Genomic DNA, 19,199 nt, shown 5'->3' with positions numbered 1-19,199 from the left:
GACCACTATGTTTGTGCATTATGGCAAAGAAAAAGAAGCTCTGTTACGAGCTTCCTAAAGAATGAACGCTAAATCGACTGTGAATAGTAACTATTGCTTGAATTGATATTTATCGTGGCCTTGACATGCGGGTGCGCGAGAAAATTTAATTTTTAATTAGACGAAATCATTAAAAATTGTGGATGGATTTTACAGAAATTTATCATTTGGAGAAGCATAAATTTTACAGGAATTCCTTACAATAGAGACAACAGAAAATACATTTGTTTCAGATTGTGAGGGATATATATGTACAAAGGATTATGGACTCTGATTGAAAGGTATGCGGACGAAGAATCTGCGGCGGGGCTTTATCTTGCGGCAAATATTATCTGCTGGACTGCGGGAACGATCCTGCTCGGCCTTGCTGCGTCAGCCCTGATGCAGAAAAGTATTGTCCTGGTACTGGTGGATATCGTATGTGCTGGAGCATATGCAGGAATCATTTTCGGGCTGATCGGAGGAATTTTATATTTGCAGAGAAGAGAAGGCAGTGGAAACAGGCAATAATCTTTATAAAGAAGTAAGGCGCGAAAAGACCTTGCCAACTATATTTATATACACACATAAGTGGCCAAAATACGGACACTTAGTGCTCAACAGTTACTGTAAAATACAAAAAAGACACCTCCTTCGTATAGGCCGTAATACAGCCTGTTTACGAGGATGGTGTTTTTTGTCTGTGCAAAAAATAAAATGGGCAGCCCCTTCATTTATAAAGGGGCTGCCCGAAAGTGCACCCGTCAGGCACGGTCTGCCTCGGAAGGGAAATCTGTTAGATCCCGCTCATAGCAGCGGCGCCGACAGGCTTTGCCGCTTCCTTACTCGGAGCCTCCTGCTTTTCTTCGGCCTCCGCTTCCATATTTTTATTGGCCGTGGAGAGCATGAGTTTAATCCGGTTCAGCTGATTCACTTCACTGGCGCCCGGGTCAAAATCGATTGCAACCACATTGGACTGCGGATACAGGCGGCGCAGCTCCTTGATGACACCCTTTCCGACCACGTGATTCGGGAGGCAGGCGAACGGCTGTGTACACACGATATTGCCTGCGCCGCTGTGGATCAGTTCCAGCATCTCCCCGGTCAGGAACCATCCCTCACCGGTTTGGTTTCCGATGGAAACGATGTCGGATGCCATTCTGGCCAGATCCTCGATATGCGCTGGCGGATCGAAATGGCGGCTGTCCCGGAACGCATTAGTTGCCGGTGAGCGGAACCATTCTACAGCCTTGATACCCAGATTACCCACGGTAGCCTTGGATTTCTTAAAGCCCAGGTGCGAAACCTTGAAATTTTGGTTATAGAAGCAATACAGTAAAAAGTCCAGCAGATCCGGTACGACGGCCTCTGCACCTTCGCTTTCCAGAAGGTCCACAAGATGATTATTGGCAGCCGGCAGGAACTTTACTAAGATCTCGCCCACGACGCCGACACGGGGCTTTTTGATATCCAGGGTCTCGATCGTATCAAAATCATGGATAATTTCCCGGCAGAGTTTTTTGAATCTGCGCCTGGAAGGGTAGCCGCTGGATACAAACTCTTTACATACCTTCAGCCATTTCTGATGTACGGCGTTCGTGGTACCGGGCACCTTTTCGTAGGGACGCATCCGGTAGACACACTTCATGAAAATGTCGCCCAAAGTAGCCGCATACACGCCGCGCAGGGCAAGCGCCGGGGTAATCTTGAAGCCGGGGTTCCCCTCCAGGCCGCTCAGATTGATGGAAATAACAGGGATATGCGCATATCCCGCCTTTTTCAGTGCGCGCCGGATGAAGCCGATATAGTTGGATGCGCGGCACCCGCCTCCGGTCTGGCTGATGATGACTGCCAGGTGGTCTGTATCGTATTTTCCGGATAAAATGGCTTCCATAATCTGCCCTACAACCATCAGAGAGGGGTAGCAGGCGTCATTGTTTACATATTTGAGCCCCACATCTACTGCCTGTTTATTGTCATTGGGCAGTACCTCCACCTTGTAACCGGATGCCTGGAATGCAGGTTCCAGCAGATCAAAATGCATCGGTGACATCTGGGGGCAGAGAATGGTGTGTGTCTTTCTCATTTCCTTTGTAAACGGCACTTTTTCAATGGATGCAGGATGAATTTCCCGTTTTGTTTTGCGCTGCTCCCTTACACGGATCGCCGCAAGCAGTGAACGCACGCGGATTCTGGCGGCTCCCAGGTTGTTGACCTCGTCTATCTTCAGGGAGGTATATATTTTATCCGAACGGGTCAGGATCTCGGCAACCTGATCGGTTGTAACCGCATCCAGCCCGCATCCGAAGGAATTCAGCTGGATCAGGTCCAGATTCTCTTTCGTTTTCACATAATTGGCGGCGGCATAGAGCCGTGAGTGATACATCCACTGATCCATGACGTTGAGCGGTCTTTCCACCTGCTGGAGATGGGAGACAGAGTCCTCGGTGAGAACGGCTATGTTATAGGAATTGATCAGCTCCGGCAGCCCGTGGTTTACTTCCGGGTCAATGTGATAAGGACGGCCCGCAAGTACGATTCCCCGGTTTCCCGTCTCATCCAGGAAGCGGATGGTCTCTTCCCCTTTTCGCTTCATATCCTCGCGGCAGGAGGTCATCTCCGTCCAGGCTTCGTGAACGGCGGTGCGGATCTCACCCTCCGGGATGGAGAACTTGCCGGAAAGCTCTTCTGTCAGCCTGCTATGTAATGTCTCCTCGCTCTGGAAGGAGAGGAACGGGTGGATAAAATCCACTTCCCCGTCAACAATCGCATCCATATTGTTCTTGATGTTTTCAGGATAAGAGGTTACGATCGGGCAGTTATAATGATTGTTCGCATCTTCAAATTCATTCCTCTCATAGGGAACGGAAGGGTAGAAGATATGCCGCACTCCCTGGTCAATCAGCCACTGGATATGGCCATGGGCCAGCTTGGCCGGGTAGCATTCGGATTCACTCGGAATGGATTCGATTCCGAGCTCATAAATCTTCCGCGTTGAAGCGGGGGAGAGAACAACCCGGAATCCCAGTCTGGTAAAGAAGGTAAACCAGAACGGGTAATTCTCATACATATTGAGCACCCGGGGAATTCCGATGGCGCCGCGCTTTGCCTCTGTATCTTCCAGCGGCGTATAGCCGAAATAACGTTCGCTCTTGTAGTCAAACAGGTTCGGCAGTTTATTGACAGACTTTTCTCTTCCGAGTCCCTTTTCACAGCGGTTTCCTGTGATAAATCTGCGGTTTCCGCTGAAATGGTTAATGGTCAGGCGGCAGTTATTCGTGCAGCCCTTGCACTTGGTCATGGTAGTGGTATACTCCAGGGCCTCGATCTCATCGATTGGGAGCATGGTAGTACCTTCACACTCCACATAGCGTTCCCTGGCGATCAGGGCGGCCCCGAAAGCCCCCATGATACCTGCGATATCCGGGCGGATTGCTTCACAGTCTGCGATCTTTTCAAAGCTCCGCAGCACGGCATTGTTATAGAAAGTTCCTCCCTGCACCACAATATGGTTTCCAAGCTCAGAGGCATCGGAAACCTTAATTACCTTAAATAGTGCATTTTTGATGACAGAATAGGCAAGACCTGCGGAAATATCGGCTACCTCGGCCCCTTCCTTCTGCGCCTGTTTTACTTTGGAATTCATGAAAACGGTGCAGCGTGTGCCGAGGTCGATGGGATTTTTGGCATACAAAGCTTCCTGTGCAAAATCCTCCACAGAATAATTCAGGGATTTTGCAAAGGTTTCGATAAAGGAGCCGCAGCCGGAAGAGCAGGCTTCGTTGAGCTGTACACTGTCTACGGTCTGGTTCTTGATCTTGATGCACTTCATATCCTGTCCGCCGATGTCCAGGATGCAGTCCACATCCGGTTCAAAGAAAGAGGCAGCATAATAGTGTGATACGGTCTCCACCTCCCCTTCGTCCAGAAGAAGAGCGGCCTTGATCAGAGCTTCGCCGTATCCGGTGGAACAGGAATGTACAATCTCCACATCCTCCGGCAGCTGGCTGTAGATATCCTTGATGGCGCGGATTGTGGTTCCGAGCGGATCCCCTTCGTTATTGTTATAAAATGAGTACAGAAGAGTTCCATCCTCCCCGACCAGGGCAGCCTTAGTCGTTGTGGATCCCGCGTCGATTCCGAGAAAGGCCTTTCCCTGGTAGGAGGCAAGATCTTTGACGGGCACCTCGTGTTTTGCATGGCGTTCGATAAAAGCGTCGTATTCCGCCGTTGTGGCGAAGAGCGGTTCCATCCGGTCTACTTCAAATTCCATCTTGATCTTGCCGGCAAGGCGCTCCTGGAGTTCACGGAGCGCTACATTGACATCTTTCTTAGAACTGAGCGCGGAGCCGATGGCCGCAAACAGATGGGAGTGTCCCGGGGCAATCGTATGCTCATCGTCCAGCTTCAGAGTACGTACAAAAGCGGTTCGCAGCTCCGAGAGAAAATGCAGCGGGCCGCCCAGAAACGCGACATGTCCCCGGATTGGCTTCCCGCATGCAAGTCCGCTGATTGTCTGGTTTACCACCGCCTGGAAAATAGAGGCCGCCAGGTCTTCCTTGGCTGCGCCCTCATTAATCAGGGGCTGGATATCCGATTTTGCAAATACGCCGCAGCGTGCGGCAATCGAGTACAGAGCCTTATAATTCTTGGCGTAATCATTTAAGCCGGCGGCATCGGTCTGTAAAAGAGAAGCCATCTGGTCGATAAAGGAACCCGTACCCCCGGCGCATACGCCGTTCATACGCTGTTCCACACTGCCGCCTTCAAAATAAATAATCTTGGCATCCTCGCCGCCCAGTTCGATGGCAACATCCGTCTGTGGAGCATAATCCTGCAGAGCGGTAGAGACCGCGATTACCTCCTGGACAAAAGGAACTGCCAAATGTTTGGCCAGCGTCAGGCCGCCGGAACCGGTGATAACCGGTGAGACACGGATGGGCCCCAGTTTGTAAATGGCTCTTCCCAGCAGGTCGGAAAGCGTCTCCTGTATATTTGCGTAATGCCGCTCATAATCGGAAAAAAGCACTTCATTGTCACTGTTCAGGATTGCAATCTTAACCGTAGTGGAGCCAATATCAATTCCCAAAGTATGTAAATCGTTTATATTCATAGTATTTCCCTCATCCTTTGAAGCATTATATGTCAGTTACTTCTTATTTAATGTGATTTATGTTTTTACAACAATTTACATTATACGACATGATCGAAAAAAAGACAATTGTTATTATTAAGCGGGCTGCTGGAATATTCGGACAAAGTTTATAATATTTAACAAATTCCTAACGTTAAAAAAGCTAACATATGTTTGACAAACACTCGGCAGGACTGTACAATTACTTCATGTAACAGTAAAAAAATTATAAGGAGTAGATGATCATTGAATTGGTTAAATAAGTTAGAAAGAAAGTTCGGACGTTATGCCATACACAACCTGACGATGTACCTGATCGGCGGTTATGTGATTGGGTATGGTATCAGGATGTTTGTGCCAAACCTGCAGTACATGCTGACACTGGAGCCGGGAATGATCCTGCAGGGGCAGGTATGGAGACTGATTTCCTGGGTCTTGATAGCGCCCAGCGGCAGCATATTTACACTCGTTATTATGGCGCTGCTGTACTATTCTCTTGGAACTGCGCTGGAGCGTGCATGGGGAGCGTTCCGGTATAATGTATACATTTTTTCAGGCATTCTCTTTACCGTAATCGGGGCATTTGTGCTGTATCTGATCACAGGCGGCATGGTAGGCATGGGCGGAGCCTTCAGCACATATTATATTAATATGTCAATTTTCCTGGCATTTGCAGTCAGCTATCCGAATATGGAGCTGCTCCTGTATTTTATTCTTCCCATTAAGATGAAGTGGATGGCCTATGTTTATGGGGCGATTATCCTGTATTCTCTGGTGAAGGGCAATATTGCGACACGGATTGTAATCATTGCATCCCTTTTAAATTTTGTGGTGTTCTTCCTGTCCAGCAGGAATGTGAAGCCATATACTCCAAAGGAGAAGAAAAGAAAAGCAGACTTCAAAAAACAGTCCCGCCCCCATATGACATACCCCAACGGCGCACGTCACAGATGTGCGGTTTGCGGCCGTACAGAGCTGGATGATCCGACCCTGGAGTTCAGGTTTTGTTCAAAATGCAAGGGGAATTATGAATACTGCCAGGATCATTTGTTTACACACCAGCATGTACAGTAAGCGGTATGGACTGATTTGAGTGATATATCAAGAAGGAGACATAAAATGAAGAAAACAAAAGTAGTATGTACAATGGGGCCTAATACGAATGACAGAGAACTGATGCGGACGCTGATCAAAAACGGTATGGATGTTGCCAGATTTAATTTTTCACATGGTGACCATGCAGAGCATAAATGCAGAATGGACATGCTTAAACAGCTGCGCGAGGAGGAACGTGCAAATACGGCGATCCTCCTGGACACAAAAGGACCTGAGATACGTACCGGAGTGCTGAAAGACGGGAAAAAGGTGCAGCTTGAAACCGGAAGCACTTTTACTTTGACGATTGATGAGATAGAGGGCAGCAATAAGAGAGTATCCATCACCTACACGGGGCTTGTGGAAGACGTGGATAAAGGTAAAATTATACTGATTGATGACGGCCTGATTGGGCTGGAGGTTGTGAGCAAGACAGAGCGGGATATCATCTGCACCGTGATCAACGGAGGGGAGCTGGGAGAACGCAAAGGCGTGAATGTACCGAATGTACCGGTAAGGCTTCCGGCAATCACAGATAAGGATAAAGAAGATATCAAATTCGGGGTCGAACAGGATGTAGACTTTATTGCCGCATCCTTTGTCAGAAATGCAGAATGCGTGCTGGAGATCAGATCCTTTTTGAAGGAACTGAATGCTCCGTTTATTCCGATCATTGCCAAGATAGAGAATGCAGAGGGGATTCAGAATATCGATGAGATCATACGCGCTGCGGACGGGATTATGGTAGCCCGCGGAGACTTGGGCGTGGAGATTCCCGCAGAGGAAGTTCCGTATCTGCAGAAGATGATGATCCAGAAGTGCAACAATAATTTCAAGACCGTTATTACCGCAACCCAGATGCTGGACTCCATGATCCGCAATCCGCGTCCTACAAGGGCCGAGGTTACAGATGTGGCAAATGCAGTCTATGACGGTACAGATGCTGTCATGCTTTCAGGAGAGACCGCACAGGGCAAATATCCGGTGGAGGCCCTGCAGATGATGGTGCATATTATCGAGAATACGGAGCAGCACCTGGATTATGAAACCATGCTGGAAAAGGCAGGGGATCATCTTCGCAGCGGCGTATCAAGTGCGATCGGATATTCTTCCGTGCTGGCGGCGGCGAACCTGAATGCGAAATGTATTATTACGCCCTCCGTGTCCGGCGCTACGGCAAGGGTGGTTTCCAATCTAAAACCCAGGCAGGAGATACTGGGTGTGACTCCGAATGAGAGGACTCTGCGGAGGATGTCGATCTATTGGGGCGTAAGGCCGCTGAAGTCTTTGGAATTCGATACCACGGAGGATATCTGCGACGGGGCTATCGAGCTGGCGCTTGTGAAACAGTATATTGAAGTGGGCGATGTCGTCGTGCTGACGGCGGGGATACCTTCCCCTAGTGTGAAGAAAGAAAAAAGCGGGGTTAGCAACATGATGAGGATTGCTACGATCGAGTAGGATTTTGGGGACGGATGTGGGGCGATGAGAGTACGCCCGCCGCAAGCGTGACAGGCTGGGACTGCCGGGGAAGTCTCCGGTGGTTTTGATGGCTGGCCGTTTGCGAACGAGCCCTAACAGGAAAAAAGGAGAATTTTATGGCACACCGGCATTCACCGTGTAATCTGATGATTACACGGCTCAGGCCGGCTTGATATTTGATTTGGTAAATCAAATATCATCCATAAAATTCTCCTTTTTTCCTGTAAGGGCTCGTAACGCGCACTATGATGCCTTCAAAACCACCGGAGACTTCCCCGGCAGTCCCAGCTGTCACGCTTGCGGCGGGCTGCGTGCATCAAATCGGCAGTAAGAACCGTCTCCACGGGGGATCCTGGCGGGGGCGGCGAATTTGAACTGGCTTCGCGGTTCAAATTTTTCTGGGGTACTTATGGCAGGGGGGAGAATTTACGCAATGCAGTGCTGGTACAGTGAAAAATAAGGTCAGTTTAACAGTAAGTTAATTATTATTCGATACACTAGGAGGGGCGATTTATTGGGGGCAGTGATTGACTATTTTATAAATGTTTGTATTCTGGTGGTTTGGGGTTGACAGGGGGCGGGGGAGTGGAGTATAGTGTTCCTATAAAGTACTACTATTAAAAATGCTTTGATTTAGGGCAGGGAGAGATTGGAAGTGATGGGATGGGGGATGCGAGATTTCTTGAGTATTTGATGCATTTTGGGGTTACCAGACAGGAGGCTCTTGTTTACTGGACGCTTTTGGTTAAGGGGAAGCAGACGGGGTATGAGGTGGCGAAGGAGGCTGGAATTTCGCGGTCTAATGCTTATAGTTCGCTGGCCGGCCTTGTGGAGAAGGGGGCGGCTTATTTGGTGGAAGAGTCTGCGAAGCGGTATGTTCCGGTTGCCTTGGAGGAGTTTTGTGAGAATTGTATCCGCAGGATGAAGGCGGAAGAGGATTGGATGGTGAAGAATCTTCCTGTTGAACATGTGGAGGAAGAAGGGTATATTACTATTGAAGGGGAAGGGAATATTGAGGATAAGATACGGAATCTTTTGATGGGTGTGCGGGAACGGGTTTATATTTCCTGTTCGGTGCAGATTCTGCGGAAGTTTGAAGGGGAGACGAAGCGGCTGGCGGCTGCGGGGAAGAAAGTGGTGGTTATTACGGACGGGGAGTATTTCCTGGATGGGGCTACGGTTTATGTTACCGGAGATAAGGGATGGCAGATCGGGCTGATCACGGATTCGAAGTATGTATTGTCAGGGGAATATGGGGCGGGGAGTCTGAATACCTGCCTGTATTCGGGACAGAACAATTTTGTAATGGTTTTCAAGACGGCTTTGGCCAATGAGATAAAATTAATTGAGATGCGTAAAGGAGAGAATCAGAGATGAAAAAAGAACCATTTGTAACGAAAGCACAGCTGGATGAGATTGTGAAAGAATTTCCTACACCTTTTCACCTTTATGATGAGAAGGGGATACGGGAGAATGTGAAGGCCTTGAAGGAGGCTTTTTCTTGGAATCCGGGATTTAAGGAATATTTTGCGGTTAAGGCGACGCCGAATCCGTTTCTCATTGATATATTGAAAGAATACGGCTGCGGATGCGACTGTTCCTCCTATACGGAACTGATGCTCTCTGATGCTGTCGGGATCCGCGGGGAGGATATTATGTTCTCCTCCAACGATACTCCGGCGGAAGAGTTTATTCTGGCGGATAAACTGGGGGCAATTATCAATTTGGACGATATTACACATATTGAGTTTCTGGAGCAGACGATCGGGCATATTCCCGAGGTGATCAGCTGCCGTTATAATCCGGGCGGCCTGTTCAAGATCAGCAATGATATTATGGACAATCCGGGGGATTCTAAATATGGCATGACAACGCCCCAGATGTCCGAGGCCTTTCGGATCCTGAAAGAAAAAGGAGCAAAAGAGTTTGGGATTCATGCATTTCTGGCGAGCAATACGGTTACTAACGAATATTATCCGATGCTGGCGAAGGTGCTTTTTGAACAGGCCGTGCGGCTGCAGAAGGAGACCGGCGTGCATATCAGATTTATCAATCTCTCCGGAGGAATTGGGATTCCTTACAAACCAGACCAGGAGCCGAATGATATCCGTATGATCGGGGACGGCGTGCGCAGGGTATACGAGGAAGTACTTGTTCCTGCGGGCATGGGCGATGTGGCCATTTATACCGAGCTGGGCCGTTATATGATGGGACCTTACGGCTGTCTTGTGACAAAGGCAATCCATGAAAAGCATACCCACAAGGAGTACATCGGCGTGGATGCATGTGCGGTAAACCTTATGCGTCCGGCAATGTACGGAGCCTATCACCATATTACGGTTATGGGGAAAGAAGACTGTCCGTGCGACCACAAGTATGATGTGGCGGGCTCGCTCTGCGAAAACAACGATAAGTTTGCCATTGACAGAATGCTTCCGGAGATCGAGATGGGAGACTATCTGGTGATACACGATACAGGGGCGCATGGATTTTCTATGGGGTATAATTACAACGGGAAGTTAAGGTCAGCGGAGATCCTTCTGAAGGAAGACGGCACTGCCCGGTTGATCCGCCGTGCTGAGACACCGGCAGATTATTTTGCTACTTTTGACTGTTTTGACATTGGAAAAAAACTGATCGGAAAATGATCGGGAAATAAATAAAAACTATTGCAAAATAGCTGGGATTATGATAATATAAAATTCGGTTTGGAAAGCAGACAGGCATTCCAGACCGGTGAGCGGATATGGCGGAATTGGCAGACGCACAAGACTCAAAATCTTGCGGGGGTGACTTCGTGTGGGTTCAAGTCCCACTATCCGCATAACAAAACACCGTAGAAAGGGGCTTCCGTTATATTGTTTTGTGAAGTGTAACCAGAGGTGTAATCAAGATTTTTCAAACGTTAATGGGTACTGAATTAGTTATCTAAGTTATTTGGATGATTGTTTCAGTACTCATTTTCTGTTAAGAAGTTATGAAGTACACGTTTCCGCGTCTGATCCTACTTACGCTAATTTAACATATTTTTCATTAATGAAACAAATAGATTCATCCTATTTTATATAAATTAATACCGTGATATTATTTGACATATTAATTTACGAAGGATGAGGTAAGCATAATGCTGGATAACAAAATAGGAGATAACATTAGAGTGTTAAGAAAGAAAAACGGGCTTCTTCAAAAAGATCTTGCTGATCAGCTCAACATAACGCGGCAAGCACTGTCAAACTACGAAGTAGGAAAACGGATACCTGACATTTTTGAATTGATAAGGATGGCCGAGATTTTTAAAGTAAGTGTTGATGAAATAATAGGAAGGGAAGGATTTTAGCATTGGATATAAGACAAGGGGTTTTTCATAGAGATAAGTACTTACCATAATGTAAAAGACTTGAACATGTATATTTTATGTGCAGGAATCTTTAAATGTTTTATACCGGCAACTAAAATTAGTTGCATGCTTAGAGAGATTACAGTATAATATGGGATGGCTAGACGTGGTAGTGCTGAAAATATGTGATAGGTAAAAGAGAAGACGCATACCAGATATAGTGAAATTGATAAAGGATAAAATGAAGTGAGTAATTTATTATCATATAAAAATTATAATGGCACGGTTGAATATTCAAAGGAAGACAACTGCCTGAATGGAAAGGTAGTCGGCCTGAGGTCACATCTTACCTATGCGGGCGATTCCATCCGGGAATTGGAGGCGGATTTCCATAAGGTGCTGGATGAATATCTGAAGGACTGCGAAGAGCGTGCCGCTCAGCCGGAACAGCCATACAAAGGAACCTTCAATGTACGGATCAGCTCAGATCTTCATAGAGCGATTGCGATATACGCAATTGAGCATGGCAAGAGCTTAAATGCCGCTGTAGAAGAAGCTATACGACAAATGGTTGAGGTTCGTGAGAGAAAAAGCCAATGTCCGTAGAAGAAATGATTTCTTATAAATGCGTATTAACAGAAGAAAGGCAGATTCTGGAAAAACGCAAAGGAATGTTGCGAAAGATTGCGGTGTTCCTTTTTCTTATGTAAACTTTATACTTGCGTGAATATATTTTGTGGTGCAGAAAGAAAGATACGGGTAAAGTGGAAATGGAGTATTGCATTAGGTTTTTAGGACGCGGTACCAGGATGAAAAAAGGTGTTAGTCTTCTTGGAGTGTTGACCGCAATCCTATTGGCAGCAGGGAAGAGTTATATACTTCCAGCTTTAAAATTGACAGAGATTGATTCTGTGTATAACAGAATTTATGATAAAGATATGGGAAAAGAATTATATCCTTTTGGAGAAAATCCGGATGAAACAGGGGCTCTGGATATTTTTAGTTCACTGATGGTTAAAATACCGGTGAAGGCAGATATTTCTAATATGGTGGATGCAAACAGGAAGGCGGGAGCCATGGCAGAATCTTCGAATCCAGAGAAAACCGATTTTCTGTCCGATATACTTTTATCAGGTATGGAAACTCCGGTTATGACAGGGGCCTCGGGGAATGAACTTCCTGACCTAAGCAATATAAAGATTCGTATTCCTGAGACGCCGTCGGGAAATTTTACCCCTCCGGTGATCCCGAATATTCCGGCGAATAATGAGAAACCACTGGTTCCGGAGACACCCGCCGTGCCGGATAAGCCGATCGTACCGGATACGCCAACAGTGCCGGACACTCCAACAGTGCCGGATACGCCCATTGTTCCGGATAATCCGCCGATCGATGATAATCCGGCAGAACCTCCGGACGAAGTCGTCCCGGATAACCCGGATGTACCGGGAGAAACAGAGGACCCGGACAGCGGTGCGGAGAACCCGGGTATCGAACAGCCGGTCGGTTTTACCGTGAATGAGGAGGGGATGATCTGTGGCTTCGATCCCTCAGCAGGAGTGGTAAATGATGGACGTCTTGTGCTCCCCTCTGAAAACTGTACAGGTCTTGCAAGCGGAACTTTTGAGGGAGTCAGCGCGGAGATCTATGAACTTTTCATTCCACCCAATATTGTCAACATCGAACCTGGCGCTCTGTGTGAGATGTCAGATCTGGAATGGATCGAACTTACGGAGCCTAATCAAAATTATGTTTGTTCGGATGGCATGCTGTTTGACAGCAGTATGACAACCCTTCTTGTATTTCCTAGAGCAAGAATCGGTACATATTCGCTCCCGTCCTATGTGACGAGACTGGAAGATTATTCGTTCTTAAATACCGGGCTGACAAAAATAGATATGATGAAATGTGGTGCTGTCGAAGTCGGTAGCAATGTATTTGGTGCAAATGGCGGAAATGGGATCATCATTATGGCGCCGAGAAATAATCTGGAGCATTATCAGAATGTTTTCGAGGGCCTTGGTGTGACGATACAGTAAAAGCGGCATCCCTCTGTGTTTATATGGCAGGCAGGTAATCTGGTGAAATGAACCGGCTTGAGTCAGCCGGTTCAAAAGGTTAATTCATTGTATAAATTGAGAAATTTAAATATGCTGCGAATATGCACCACAGCAGATATGGAATTTGCAGATAAGCAGCGGCGGGATTGATTTTATAGAAATCTTTAATCATAATACAGATCAGAACAATTAAGATCACGAGCCACAAAAAGGAAAACAGGTATAATTGATAGCGAAAGAAGAGAATACTCCAGCAGAAATTAAAGAAAAGCTGAAGGGCGTAGATCTTCAAAGCTTTTGTTTTATCCGCGCTGTCCGAAGAATATATGATGTAAGATGATATCCCCATCAGAACATAAAGAATTGTCCAGACAATAGGAAAAACAATTGAAGGGGGACTGAACGCCGGTTTGTTTATCGTTGAGTATAGGGACATGTTTCCGCTGATAAGTGCAGAGAATGAGCCGACGGCCAGTGGAATCAGTATGGCAATGATAAGTGAACTTCGATTCTGCGGTTTCATATAGAGTACACACTCCTGGATTTGTCATACTAAATATATGCTGCGGCGTTATGCATTATCACTTTCATCTCATCAAAGGTAGAAGGAATTCCAGTTTCATGGTAAAATGTAAATTAACATAATTGGGAAGAGAGTGATATAAGTGTATAATACGGCAATTTACCCGGGAACATTCGATCCATTTACAAACGGCCACTTAGATATCGTGAAAAAATCCGCGAAGATATTTAATGAGGTATACGTTGTGATCGGAATCAATAACAAGAAGATACGTACATATGACATTGATGATATGAGACAGGCAGTAGAAGAAACGTTAGCGGAGTGCAGGCTGGATAACTGTAAAGTTATCATATATAATGGCCTCATCGGACAGTTTACACAGGATAATAATATCGACTATATGGTCCGCGGGCTCAGGAATAACATGGATTATTTCTATGAAGAGAACATAGCAGAAGTAAATAAGCTGATTAACCCTGAGATAGAATATGTCTATTTCAGAGCCGATAATGTGGCGCTTTCTTCGTCCATGGTAAAAGAGCTGAACGGATATGGACAGGATGTTTCAAAATATGTTCCGGAGCCTGTGTTCAGGGTGATGAAACGATATGGTGAGCAGGCTGGGCAGGAGAAGGACCGGCCTACAAAACCACTTTTATAGTGAACAGGTCTGCCTCGATGGCTGCAGAAACCTGTCCGTCCAGTTTCTCCGCCAGTGTTTTCACGACAGCCAGGCCAAGCCCCGTGCTTTCATCATGGCGTGACTTATCGCCGGTATAAAATCTATCGAACATCCTTCCGGCATCGAAATCTGCGGCATTCTGAACGGTGTTTTGAAAGCAGATTACTGCCTTGCCGTCTGCCTCCTGCGTAAGCTGAATTCTGACCGTGCCCAGGGAATGGCAGACAGCATTAGTCAGCAGGTTCTGCAATATGCGCTCAATCATATTCCGGTCAGAGTAGATGAATACTGAGCTGTCGGGCAGCAGGATGTCGGGACAGATGTTTTGGCTGTCAAACAGCGGGGCATGATCGGTAAGAAAATCGATCAGAAGATTAGAAAGGTTCAGCTGTTCCCTCTTTGGTACGGTCTGTTCAGAATCCAGAAGTGTCAGATCATAAAATGTGCGGATCAGTTCCTTCATCCGTTCCGCTTTGTGCAGCGCTGCTGTGACCCGCCGGTTTTGTTCTCCGGTCAGTGCAGATGCCAAAAGCAGCTGCAGATGACCGGTAATAACTGTCAGCGGCGTGCGCAGATCATGGGAGATATTCGCAATGGACTCTTTCAAGTGATCCTCATGCTGAAGGGCACGGGCTACCGTGTAGCGCTGTTTCGTATAGTACTGGTTGAGAGTGCCGGCGAGCCGCTCAAGATCCCGGTCTATCAGTGCAATATCCAGCATTTTTTCTGAGGAACCCCGGACTAGCGCGTCAATCTGATCCGTTAGATTTCTGATCTGCTTCTTCAGCATAAGGTGCCGTTTCCATAAAAGTAAAAGTAAGACTAAGAGCAAAATGATAATCCCTGTGATAACACACACCTCCCCGCTTTATTTGAGCACTCTATTTCAAATCACATTTACAGAATATGCGCCAGGAGCAAAGTCCCAGCACGATTCCCCAGGTTCCGGCAACCAAGAAGCAGCCGGGTAAAAACAGCTTTTGCATACTCAGTGCCTCCCGGATCTGAAAGGTCGGCAGGAAGAAGACCGGCAGTTTCAGCATCAATCCATATCCCAGGTATAAAGAGAGCACAAATGTTACGATTGCTGTGACGGTAACCGCCGCCCCGGTGCTTCTGAAACAGCAGCAGACAAATATGGCGATGAAAAAGAATGCGCTGTTTAACAAAGCAGAATAGAAAATTGCTTTTCCTACATTGTATAGGAATATTTGTGCATCTGCAATTCCAAACCGAGAAAATTCACGAATACAGCCGGATACTGGATATACGATTGCCATGAAATTAAATGCGGCCAGATAAGACAGGATCTTACTGAGGAAGACACGGCTTCTCGCGTGTCCGGAACTTACCTCCTGGCTGACTGTTCGCCAGGAAAACTCCTGTCCCAGAATCAGCGCCAGAATACAGGAGATAAAAATTAGCAGGAATGTAGAATCATATACCATTCCATTAAAAATATCAGTAAGGGATTCGGCGGCGCCTCCGGCAGGCCCCATTACTTCGGGCACATAGGTTTCTGCGGTGAAGAATCCAAGCAGAAAAACGCCGAGGATGCCGGTCAGGTACAGTCGGTTATGCAGAAATTGATACCTTTCCATTTTTATTAAATTACTCATATAGTACGCACCTCCCTAATCCAGATCGGAATGACAGAAGCTGCAATACGCAGCTGCGTAGAGCAGGACAGCCCACAGCAAGTCAATTCCGATCAATATAAGTTTTGAAACGGGCAGGTCGTTCAGTGCCAAAAGGCGAAGCTGCCCCATAGGGAGAAAAATTGCAGTTTTTCGGGCTGAATCGCCATTTAATAAAAAGATCATGATAAAGTAAAGCACAATAGGAACGCCCAGTGTCCGCCCGACATCCCTAAAGATAAAACCACAAACAAGCGGCAGCATCCCCATGGCGATTACTGCAGCAGACAGCAGGGCAGCGTCAGAAAAAATCTGTGCCCATGCGATCCGGCCGCCATTCCCAGTAAGGATTCCAAGCAGCCAGTGGATCACCAGGGGCAGCCCCAGGATCAGCAGCCCGGCAGTCTGATAGGCAGCGGTCTTGGCAAACAGGACAGAACTGCGCTTATGGCCCGCGCTGACAAAGCTGTGCAGGGTCCGCTCTGCAAAGTCAGCACCCACAAAGAGAGAGCCAAACACAATAGGCAGAAAGTAAAGCAATGGGGTATTGAATAGCGAAGCGTTCAGCAGTCCGTCCGTAGTTGCTATGCTGTCCAGCAGTAGAACACTTCCCAAAAGCAGCGAAAAAAGAGTGATCCCCCAAAAACTCCGGCTGCGGCTCAGCTTGTAGAATTCGGCTTTCAACAGATCAGTCATGGGGAACCCCTCCCACCTTGCTCAGAAAATAATCCTCCAGTGTATCACCGGCCAGATTCAATCCGGTTACCAGAATATGAGCTTCCGATAAAATCTGCGCAACTTTTTCTATTTCATCCAGATAATCATACAGGCGGATGGTACCGTCAGGCATAAGCTGAACCCGATCCGTATGCAGACGTTCTTCCAGCACCAGCAGCGTCTTTTCCGAATCACCGGTCCGGATGACGATATGGCGTCTGCACCGTTCATCCAGTTCCCGGTCCGATAATTCTTCAATAATTCTGCCTTTATCAATCAGGATAAATTCGGAAGCGGTCTGATATAACTCTTCCAGAATATGGCTGGATACCAGAATGGTCATGCCATACTCTTTATTCAGAGATCTTAAAAGATTTCTGATTTCCACGATCCCAGCGGGATCCAGGCCGTTGATCGGTTCATCCAGAATCAGAAATTCAGGCATATTCAAAAGTGCCGCTGCAATGCCCAGGCGCTGACGCATGCCCAGAGAAAAGTTCCGGACACTTTTATTACCGGTATCAGGCAATCCAGCCATTTGCAGGGAGCGGGCAATGACAGACTGATCAGGGATGCCTCTCTGAATGCGCTGGAGTTCCAGATTCTGCGCGGCGGTCATGCCGGGAAATAGTGCGGGAGTCTCGATCATACATCCGATCCGTTTCCTCTGTTCCTGCAGCTGCGCTGTAGTGGAACGGCCCCACAGCGACAAGGTGCCGCCGGAGGGAAAAGCCAGTCCGGTGATCAGCCGGAGCAGCGTTGTTTTTCCGGCCCCGTTTTGTCCGATAAAACCATAGATCTTTCCCTTTTCGAGGTTTAGGTTAATATGGTCCAGTGCATTTGACTGACGATATGTCTTCGTCAGATCCCGGGTTTCTAAAATAGTAGAATTCATTCTGTCAACCTCCTTTATGATATGAGTGTAAACCGGAAATATAAAGAATTCCTTAAATGGAAAAGAAAAGCATAAAGAATCTATTAAAGCGGGAAGAAACATAAAGCCAAGGACTTCAGCCCCTGGCTTTATGCAGTCGGTATCCGATTCCCCAGACCGTATCTATATATTCCTCATCCGGGCAGACTGCTTTCAGTTTGCTGCGCAGATTACTAATGTGTACATTCAGCGTATTGTCTTCACTGAGGTATTCTTCTCCCCATACGCTCTGAAATAAATTTGCTTTTGAGAAGACCTTGTCCGGATACTTCATCAGCAATTCCAGAATGGCGGATTCTTTTGCCGTCAGCAACAGCTCCTGTTCTTTCAGGCGGGCCGTTTTTTTATCAACATCTAAAATAAGATTTTGGTATTCCAGCCGGCTGCAGGGGGCGGCCTGATACTGTACCCGGCGCAGGCTGCTTTCGATCCGGGCCAGCATTTCTTCCATATCGAAAGGTTTTGTGATATAATCGTCGGCGCCCAGACGAAGCAGGTCTATCTTATTCTGGGTCGTCTCCCTGGCAGATATCACAATTACGGGAACCGTGTACTGCTTTCGGATATCTGCGAGCAGCAGGTCGCCGCTTCGGTAAGGAAGCATAAGATCCAGCAGGATCAAATCAACCTTATGGTCTTTCAGACAGTCCAGCACATGTAAACCATCGAACCGGCTGGTTACGCTGTATCCGTTTTTGGCTAAAAAATCAGCTAAAAGCTTGTTGATTTCATCATCATCTTCTACAATTAAAATATGATACACGCTTTGCCACCTCTTTTTTAAAATTCGATATAAGGATACTATATTTTCTGATTGAATCCAGTTGCTGGCAGCAAGACTTATGCTATCTTGTTTTGCCAACTACATTGACATCAACCGGAAAAGACTTTATAGTATGTAGTGAATATAACTGACATGATAAGCTATTTTACAGGATGTTTCAAGAGAGAATGTGCAAAATGCAGCTATGACGTTACTGTGCACGCCCGCAGGGGGTGAACAGTAACGCTATGAAGTTCTTGTGTGCGCCAACAGGGTGTTAATAGCAACGCTATGACAAACATATACATGGAACCAGGCAAACCTGCGGTCAGCCCCGCCGGGAGTAGGTTCCGTCCAGAGGAGGTGAACGATATGACGTTCAAACGCGGAGATACTTGTTTTATACTGGAGGATAACTCACAGGCCGTCCAGGTCAAAGTTGTAAGTAAGCAGGGGAAAACATATATAGTGCAGCTGATTGGTTCCTGTGGTGCCTTAAAACTTCCGGAGGAGAGGCTGTTTGAGACAGCAGAGAAAGCGATGGCAAGCAGAAAGACATCAAGGGCGATGGTAAGCCCCCAGTTATCAGATTCAGATACAAATCCCGGACTGACAGAGATCAGGATTTCAGATAAGGGGAACCGGTGGCGCTGACAGGAGCGGGAGCAGCAGTATATTTACTGACAAAACGCAAAAGAAAATCACATCATATAAATTTACTTGTTACTATTCACAGTCGATTAGGGCATGACAAATAGAGCGGGTGTCATTTCCGCTTGATTTTTCATATTTGAATCGACTTTCAAAGAGGAGG

The 19,199-nt window shown here is 46.9% G+C and carries 17 protein-coding genes and 1 tRNA gene; 11 read left to right on the top strand and 7 right to left on the bottom strand.

Going from position 1 to position 19,199, the window contains the following annotated elements; translation table 11 throughout:
- Positions 1–288 precede the first annotated feature (288 nt).
- Positions 289–549 carry a hypothetical protein gene (locus ARB69_RS23535; protein ID WP_050642530.1) on the top strand — a complete coding sequence of 87 codons (261 nt, stop codon included), beginning with the start codon at positions 289–291 and terminating at the stop codon, positions 547–549.
- Between the two features lie 265 nt (positions 550–814).
- Here the strand turns inward: ARB69_RS23535 and ARB69_RS23530 are convergent, their stop codons facing one another.
- On the bottom strand, positions 815–5,131 hold the full coding sequence (locus tag ARB69_RS23530; protein ID WP_055155183.1) for a 2-hydroxyacyl-CoA dehydratase: 4,317 nt from the start codon (positions 5,129–5,131) through the stop codon (positions 815–817).
- A gap of 267 nt (positions 5,132–5,398) precedes the next feature.
- On the opposite strand from ARB69_RS23530, the gene ARB69_RS23525 reads away from it, so the two are divergent.
- From ARB69_RS23525 to ARB69_RS23490, 8 genes are all read left to right on the top strand, one after another.
- Positions 5,399–6,226 carry a rhomboid family intramembrane serine protease gene (locus tag ARB69_RS23525; protein WP_050642528.1) on the top strand — a complete coding sequence of 276 codons (828 nt, stop codon included), beginning with the start codon at positions 5,399–5,401 and terminating at the stop codon, positions 6,224–6,226.
- A 45-nt stretch (positions 6,227–6,271) separates the two neighbouring features.
- Positions 6,272–7,708, top strand: coding sequence for a pyruvate kinase (gene pyk, locus ARB69_RS23520; protein ID WP_055155182.1), 1,437 nt, complete (start codon positions 6,272–6,274; stop codon positions 7,706–7,708).
- A gap of 684 nt (positions 7,709–8,392) precedes the next feature.
- Positions 8,393–9,106, top strand: a complete 714-nt coding sequence (locus ARB69_RS23515; RefSeq protein WP_050642526.1) for a TrmB family transcriptional regulator — start codon at positions 8,393–8,395, stop codon at positions 9,104–9,106.
- Positions 9,103–10,377, top strand: coding sequence for a diaminopimelate decarboxylase (locus ARB69_RS23510; protein ID WP_050642525.1), 1,275 nt, complete (start codon positions 9,103–9,105; stop codon positions 10,375–10,377). The genes ARB69_RS23515 and ARB69_RS23510 overlap by 4 nt, the downstream gene beginning before the upstream one ends.
- Positions 10,378–10,469: 92 nt before the next feature.
- A tRNA-Leu gene (locus ARB69_RS23505) sits at positions 10,470–10,553 on the top strand.
- 300 nt (positions 10,554–10,853) lie between these two features.
- Complete coding sequence (locus ARB69_RS23500) at positions 10,854–11,066, top strand: helix-turn-helix domain-containing protein (RefSeq protein ID WP_050642524.1); 213 nt, start codon at positions 10,854–10,856, stop codon at positions 11,064–11,066.
- A 246-nt stretch (positions 11,067–11,312) separates the two neighbouring features.
- A complete protein-coding gene (locus ARB69_RS23495) occupies positions 11,313–11,672 on the top strand; it encodes a type II toxin-antitoxin system HicB family antitoxin (RefSeq protein WP_050642523.1) in 360 nt (119 codons plus the stop codon).
- Positions 11,673–11,875: 203 nt separating this feature from the next.
- Positions 11,876–13,105 (top strand): hypothetical protein, encoded by a 1,230-nt coding sequence (locus ARB69_RS23490; protein WP_050642522.1) that lies wholly within the window; start codon positions 11,876–11,878, stop codon positions 13,103–13,105.
- A gap of 79 nt (positions 13,106–13,184) precedes the next feature.
- Here ARB69_RS23490 and ARB69_RS28370 read toward each other — a convergent pair whose 3' ends face one another.
- A complete protein-coding gene (locus ARB69_RS28370; protein ID WP_050642521.1) occupies positions 13,185–13,649 on the bottom strand; it encodes a TspO/MBR family protein in 465 nt (154 codons plus the stop codon).
- 142 nt (positions 13,650–13,791) lie between these two features.
- On the opposite strand from ARB69_RS28370, the gene coaD reads away from it, so the two are divergent.
- A complete protein-coding gene (gene coaD, locus ARB69_RS23480; RefSeq protein ID WP_050642520.1) occupies positions 13,792–14,313 on the top strand; it encodes a pantetheine-phosphate adenylyltransferase in 522 nt (173 codons plus the stop codon).
- Here the strand turns inward: coaD and ARB69_RS23475 are convergent.
- From ARB69_RS23475 to ARB69_RS23455, 5 genes are all read right to left on the bottom strand, one after another.
- Positions 14,294–15,124 carry a sensor histidine kinase gene (locus tag ARB69_RS23475; RefSeq protein ID WP_070102536.1) on the bottom strand — a complete coding sequence of 277 codons (831 nt, stop codon included), beginning with the start codon at positions 15,122–15,124 and terminating at the stop codon, positions 14,294–14,296. The two genes, coaD and ARB69_RS23475, sit on opposite strands and share 20 nt — an antisense overlap.
- A 91-nt stretch (positions 15,125–15,215) precedes the next feature.
- Entirely contained in the window at positions 15,216–15,953 is a 738-nt protein-coding gene (locus tag ARB69_RS23470; RefSeq protein WP_050642519.1) for an ABC transporter permease, read from the bottom strand.
- A gap of 15 nt (positions 15,954–15,968) precedes the next feature.
- Complete coding sequence (locus ARB69_RS23465) at positions 15,969–16,667, bottom strand: ABC transporter permease (protein WP_050642518.1); 699 nt, start codon at positions 16,665–16,667, stop codon at positions 15,969–15,971.
- Positions 16,660–17,583 carry an ATP-binding cassette domain-containing protein gene (locus ARB69_RS23460; protein ID WP_055155181.1) on the bottom strand — a complete coding sequence of 308 codons (924 nt, stop codon included), beginning with the start codon at positions 17,581–17,583 and terminating at the stop codon, positions 16,660–16,662. The genes ARB69_RS23465 and ARB69_RS23460 overlap by 8 nt, the downstream gene beginning before the upstream one ends.
- Positions 17,584–17,698: 115 nt before the next feature.
- On the bottom strand, positions 17,699–18,385 hold the full coding sequence (locus tag ARB69_RS23455) for a response regulator transcription factor (protein ID WP_050642516.1): 687 nt from the start codon (positions 18,383–18,385) through the stop codon (positions 17,699–17,701).
- Between the two features lie 372 nt (positions 18,386–18,757).
- Between ARB69_RS23455 and ARB69_RS23450 the strand changes: the two genes are divergently transcribed.
- Entirely contained in the window at positions 18,758–19,039 is a 282-nt protein-coding gene (locus ARB69_RS23450; protein ID WP_050642515.1) for a hypothetical protein, read from the top strand.
- Positions 19,040–19,199: the final 160 nt, after the last annotated feature.

Source organism: Faecalicatena contorta (genome assembly GCF_001404335.1).
In the GTDB taxonomy this organism is placed as follows: Bacteria; Bacillota; Clostridia; order Lachnospirales; family Lachnospiraceae; genus Faecalicatena; species Faecalicatena contortus_B.
This window is presented reverse-complemented; position numbering and strand designations above follow the sequence as displayed.

Bases quoted from the DNA above. Each gene is read 5' to 3' on its own strand.
- ARB69_RS23470 (WP_050642519.1), bottom strand. From the start codon at position 15,953: ATGAGTAATTTAATAAAAATGGAAAGGTATCAATTTCTGCATAACCGA.
- ARB69_RS23450 (WP_050642515.1), top strand. From the start codon at position 18,758: ATGACGTTCAAACGCGGAGATACTTGTTTTATACTGGAGGATAACTCA.
- ARB69_RS23460 (WP_055155181.1), bottom strand. From the start codon at position 17,583: ATGAATTCTACTATTTTAGAAACCCGGGATCTGACGAAGACATATCGT.
- ARB69_RS23475 (WP_070102536.1), bottom strand. From the start codon at position 15,124: ATGCTGAAGAAGCAGATCAGAAATCTAACGGATCAGATTGACGCGCTA.
- ARB69_RS23530 (WP_055155183.1), bottom strand. From the start codon at position 5,131: ATGAATATAAACGATTTACATACTTTGGGAATTGATATTGGCTCCACT.
- ARB69_RS23535 (WP_050642530.1), top strand. From the start codon at position 289: ATGTACAAAGGATTATGGACTCTGATTGAAAGGTATGCGGACGAAGAA.
- pyk (WP_055155182.1), top strand. From the start codon at position 6,272: ATGAAGAAAACAAAAGTAGTATGTACAATGGGGCCTAATACGAATGAC.
- ARB69_RS23510 (WP_050642525.1), top strand. From the start codon at position 9,103: ATGAAAAAAGAACCATTTGTAACGAAAGCACAGCTGGATGAGATTGTG.
- ARB69_RS23490 (WP_050642522.1), top strand. From the start codon at position 11,876: ATGAAAAAAGGTGTTAGTCTTCTTGGAGTGTTGACCGCAATCCTATTG.
- ARB69_RS28370 (WP_050642521.1), bottom strand. From the start codon at position 13,649: ATGAAACCGCAGAATCGAAGTTCACTTATCATTGCCATACTGATTCCA.
- ARB69_RS23500 (WP_050642524.1), top strand. From the start codon at position 10,854: ATGCTGGATAACAAAATAGGAGATAACATTAGAGTGTTAAGAAAGAAA.
- ARB69_RS23515 (WP_050642526.1), top strand. From the start codon at position 8,393: ATGGGGGATGCGAGATTTCTTGAGTATTTGATGCATTTTGGGGTTACC.
- ARB69_RS23465 (WP_050642518.1), bottom strand. From the start codon at position 16,667: ATGACTGATCTGTTGAAAGCCGAATTCTACAAGCTGAGCCGCAGCCGG.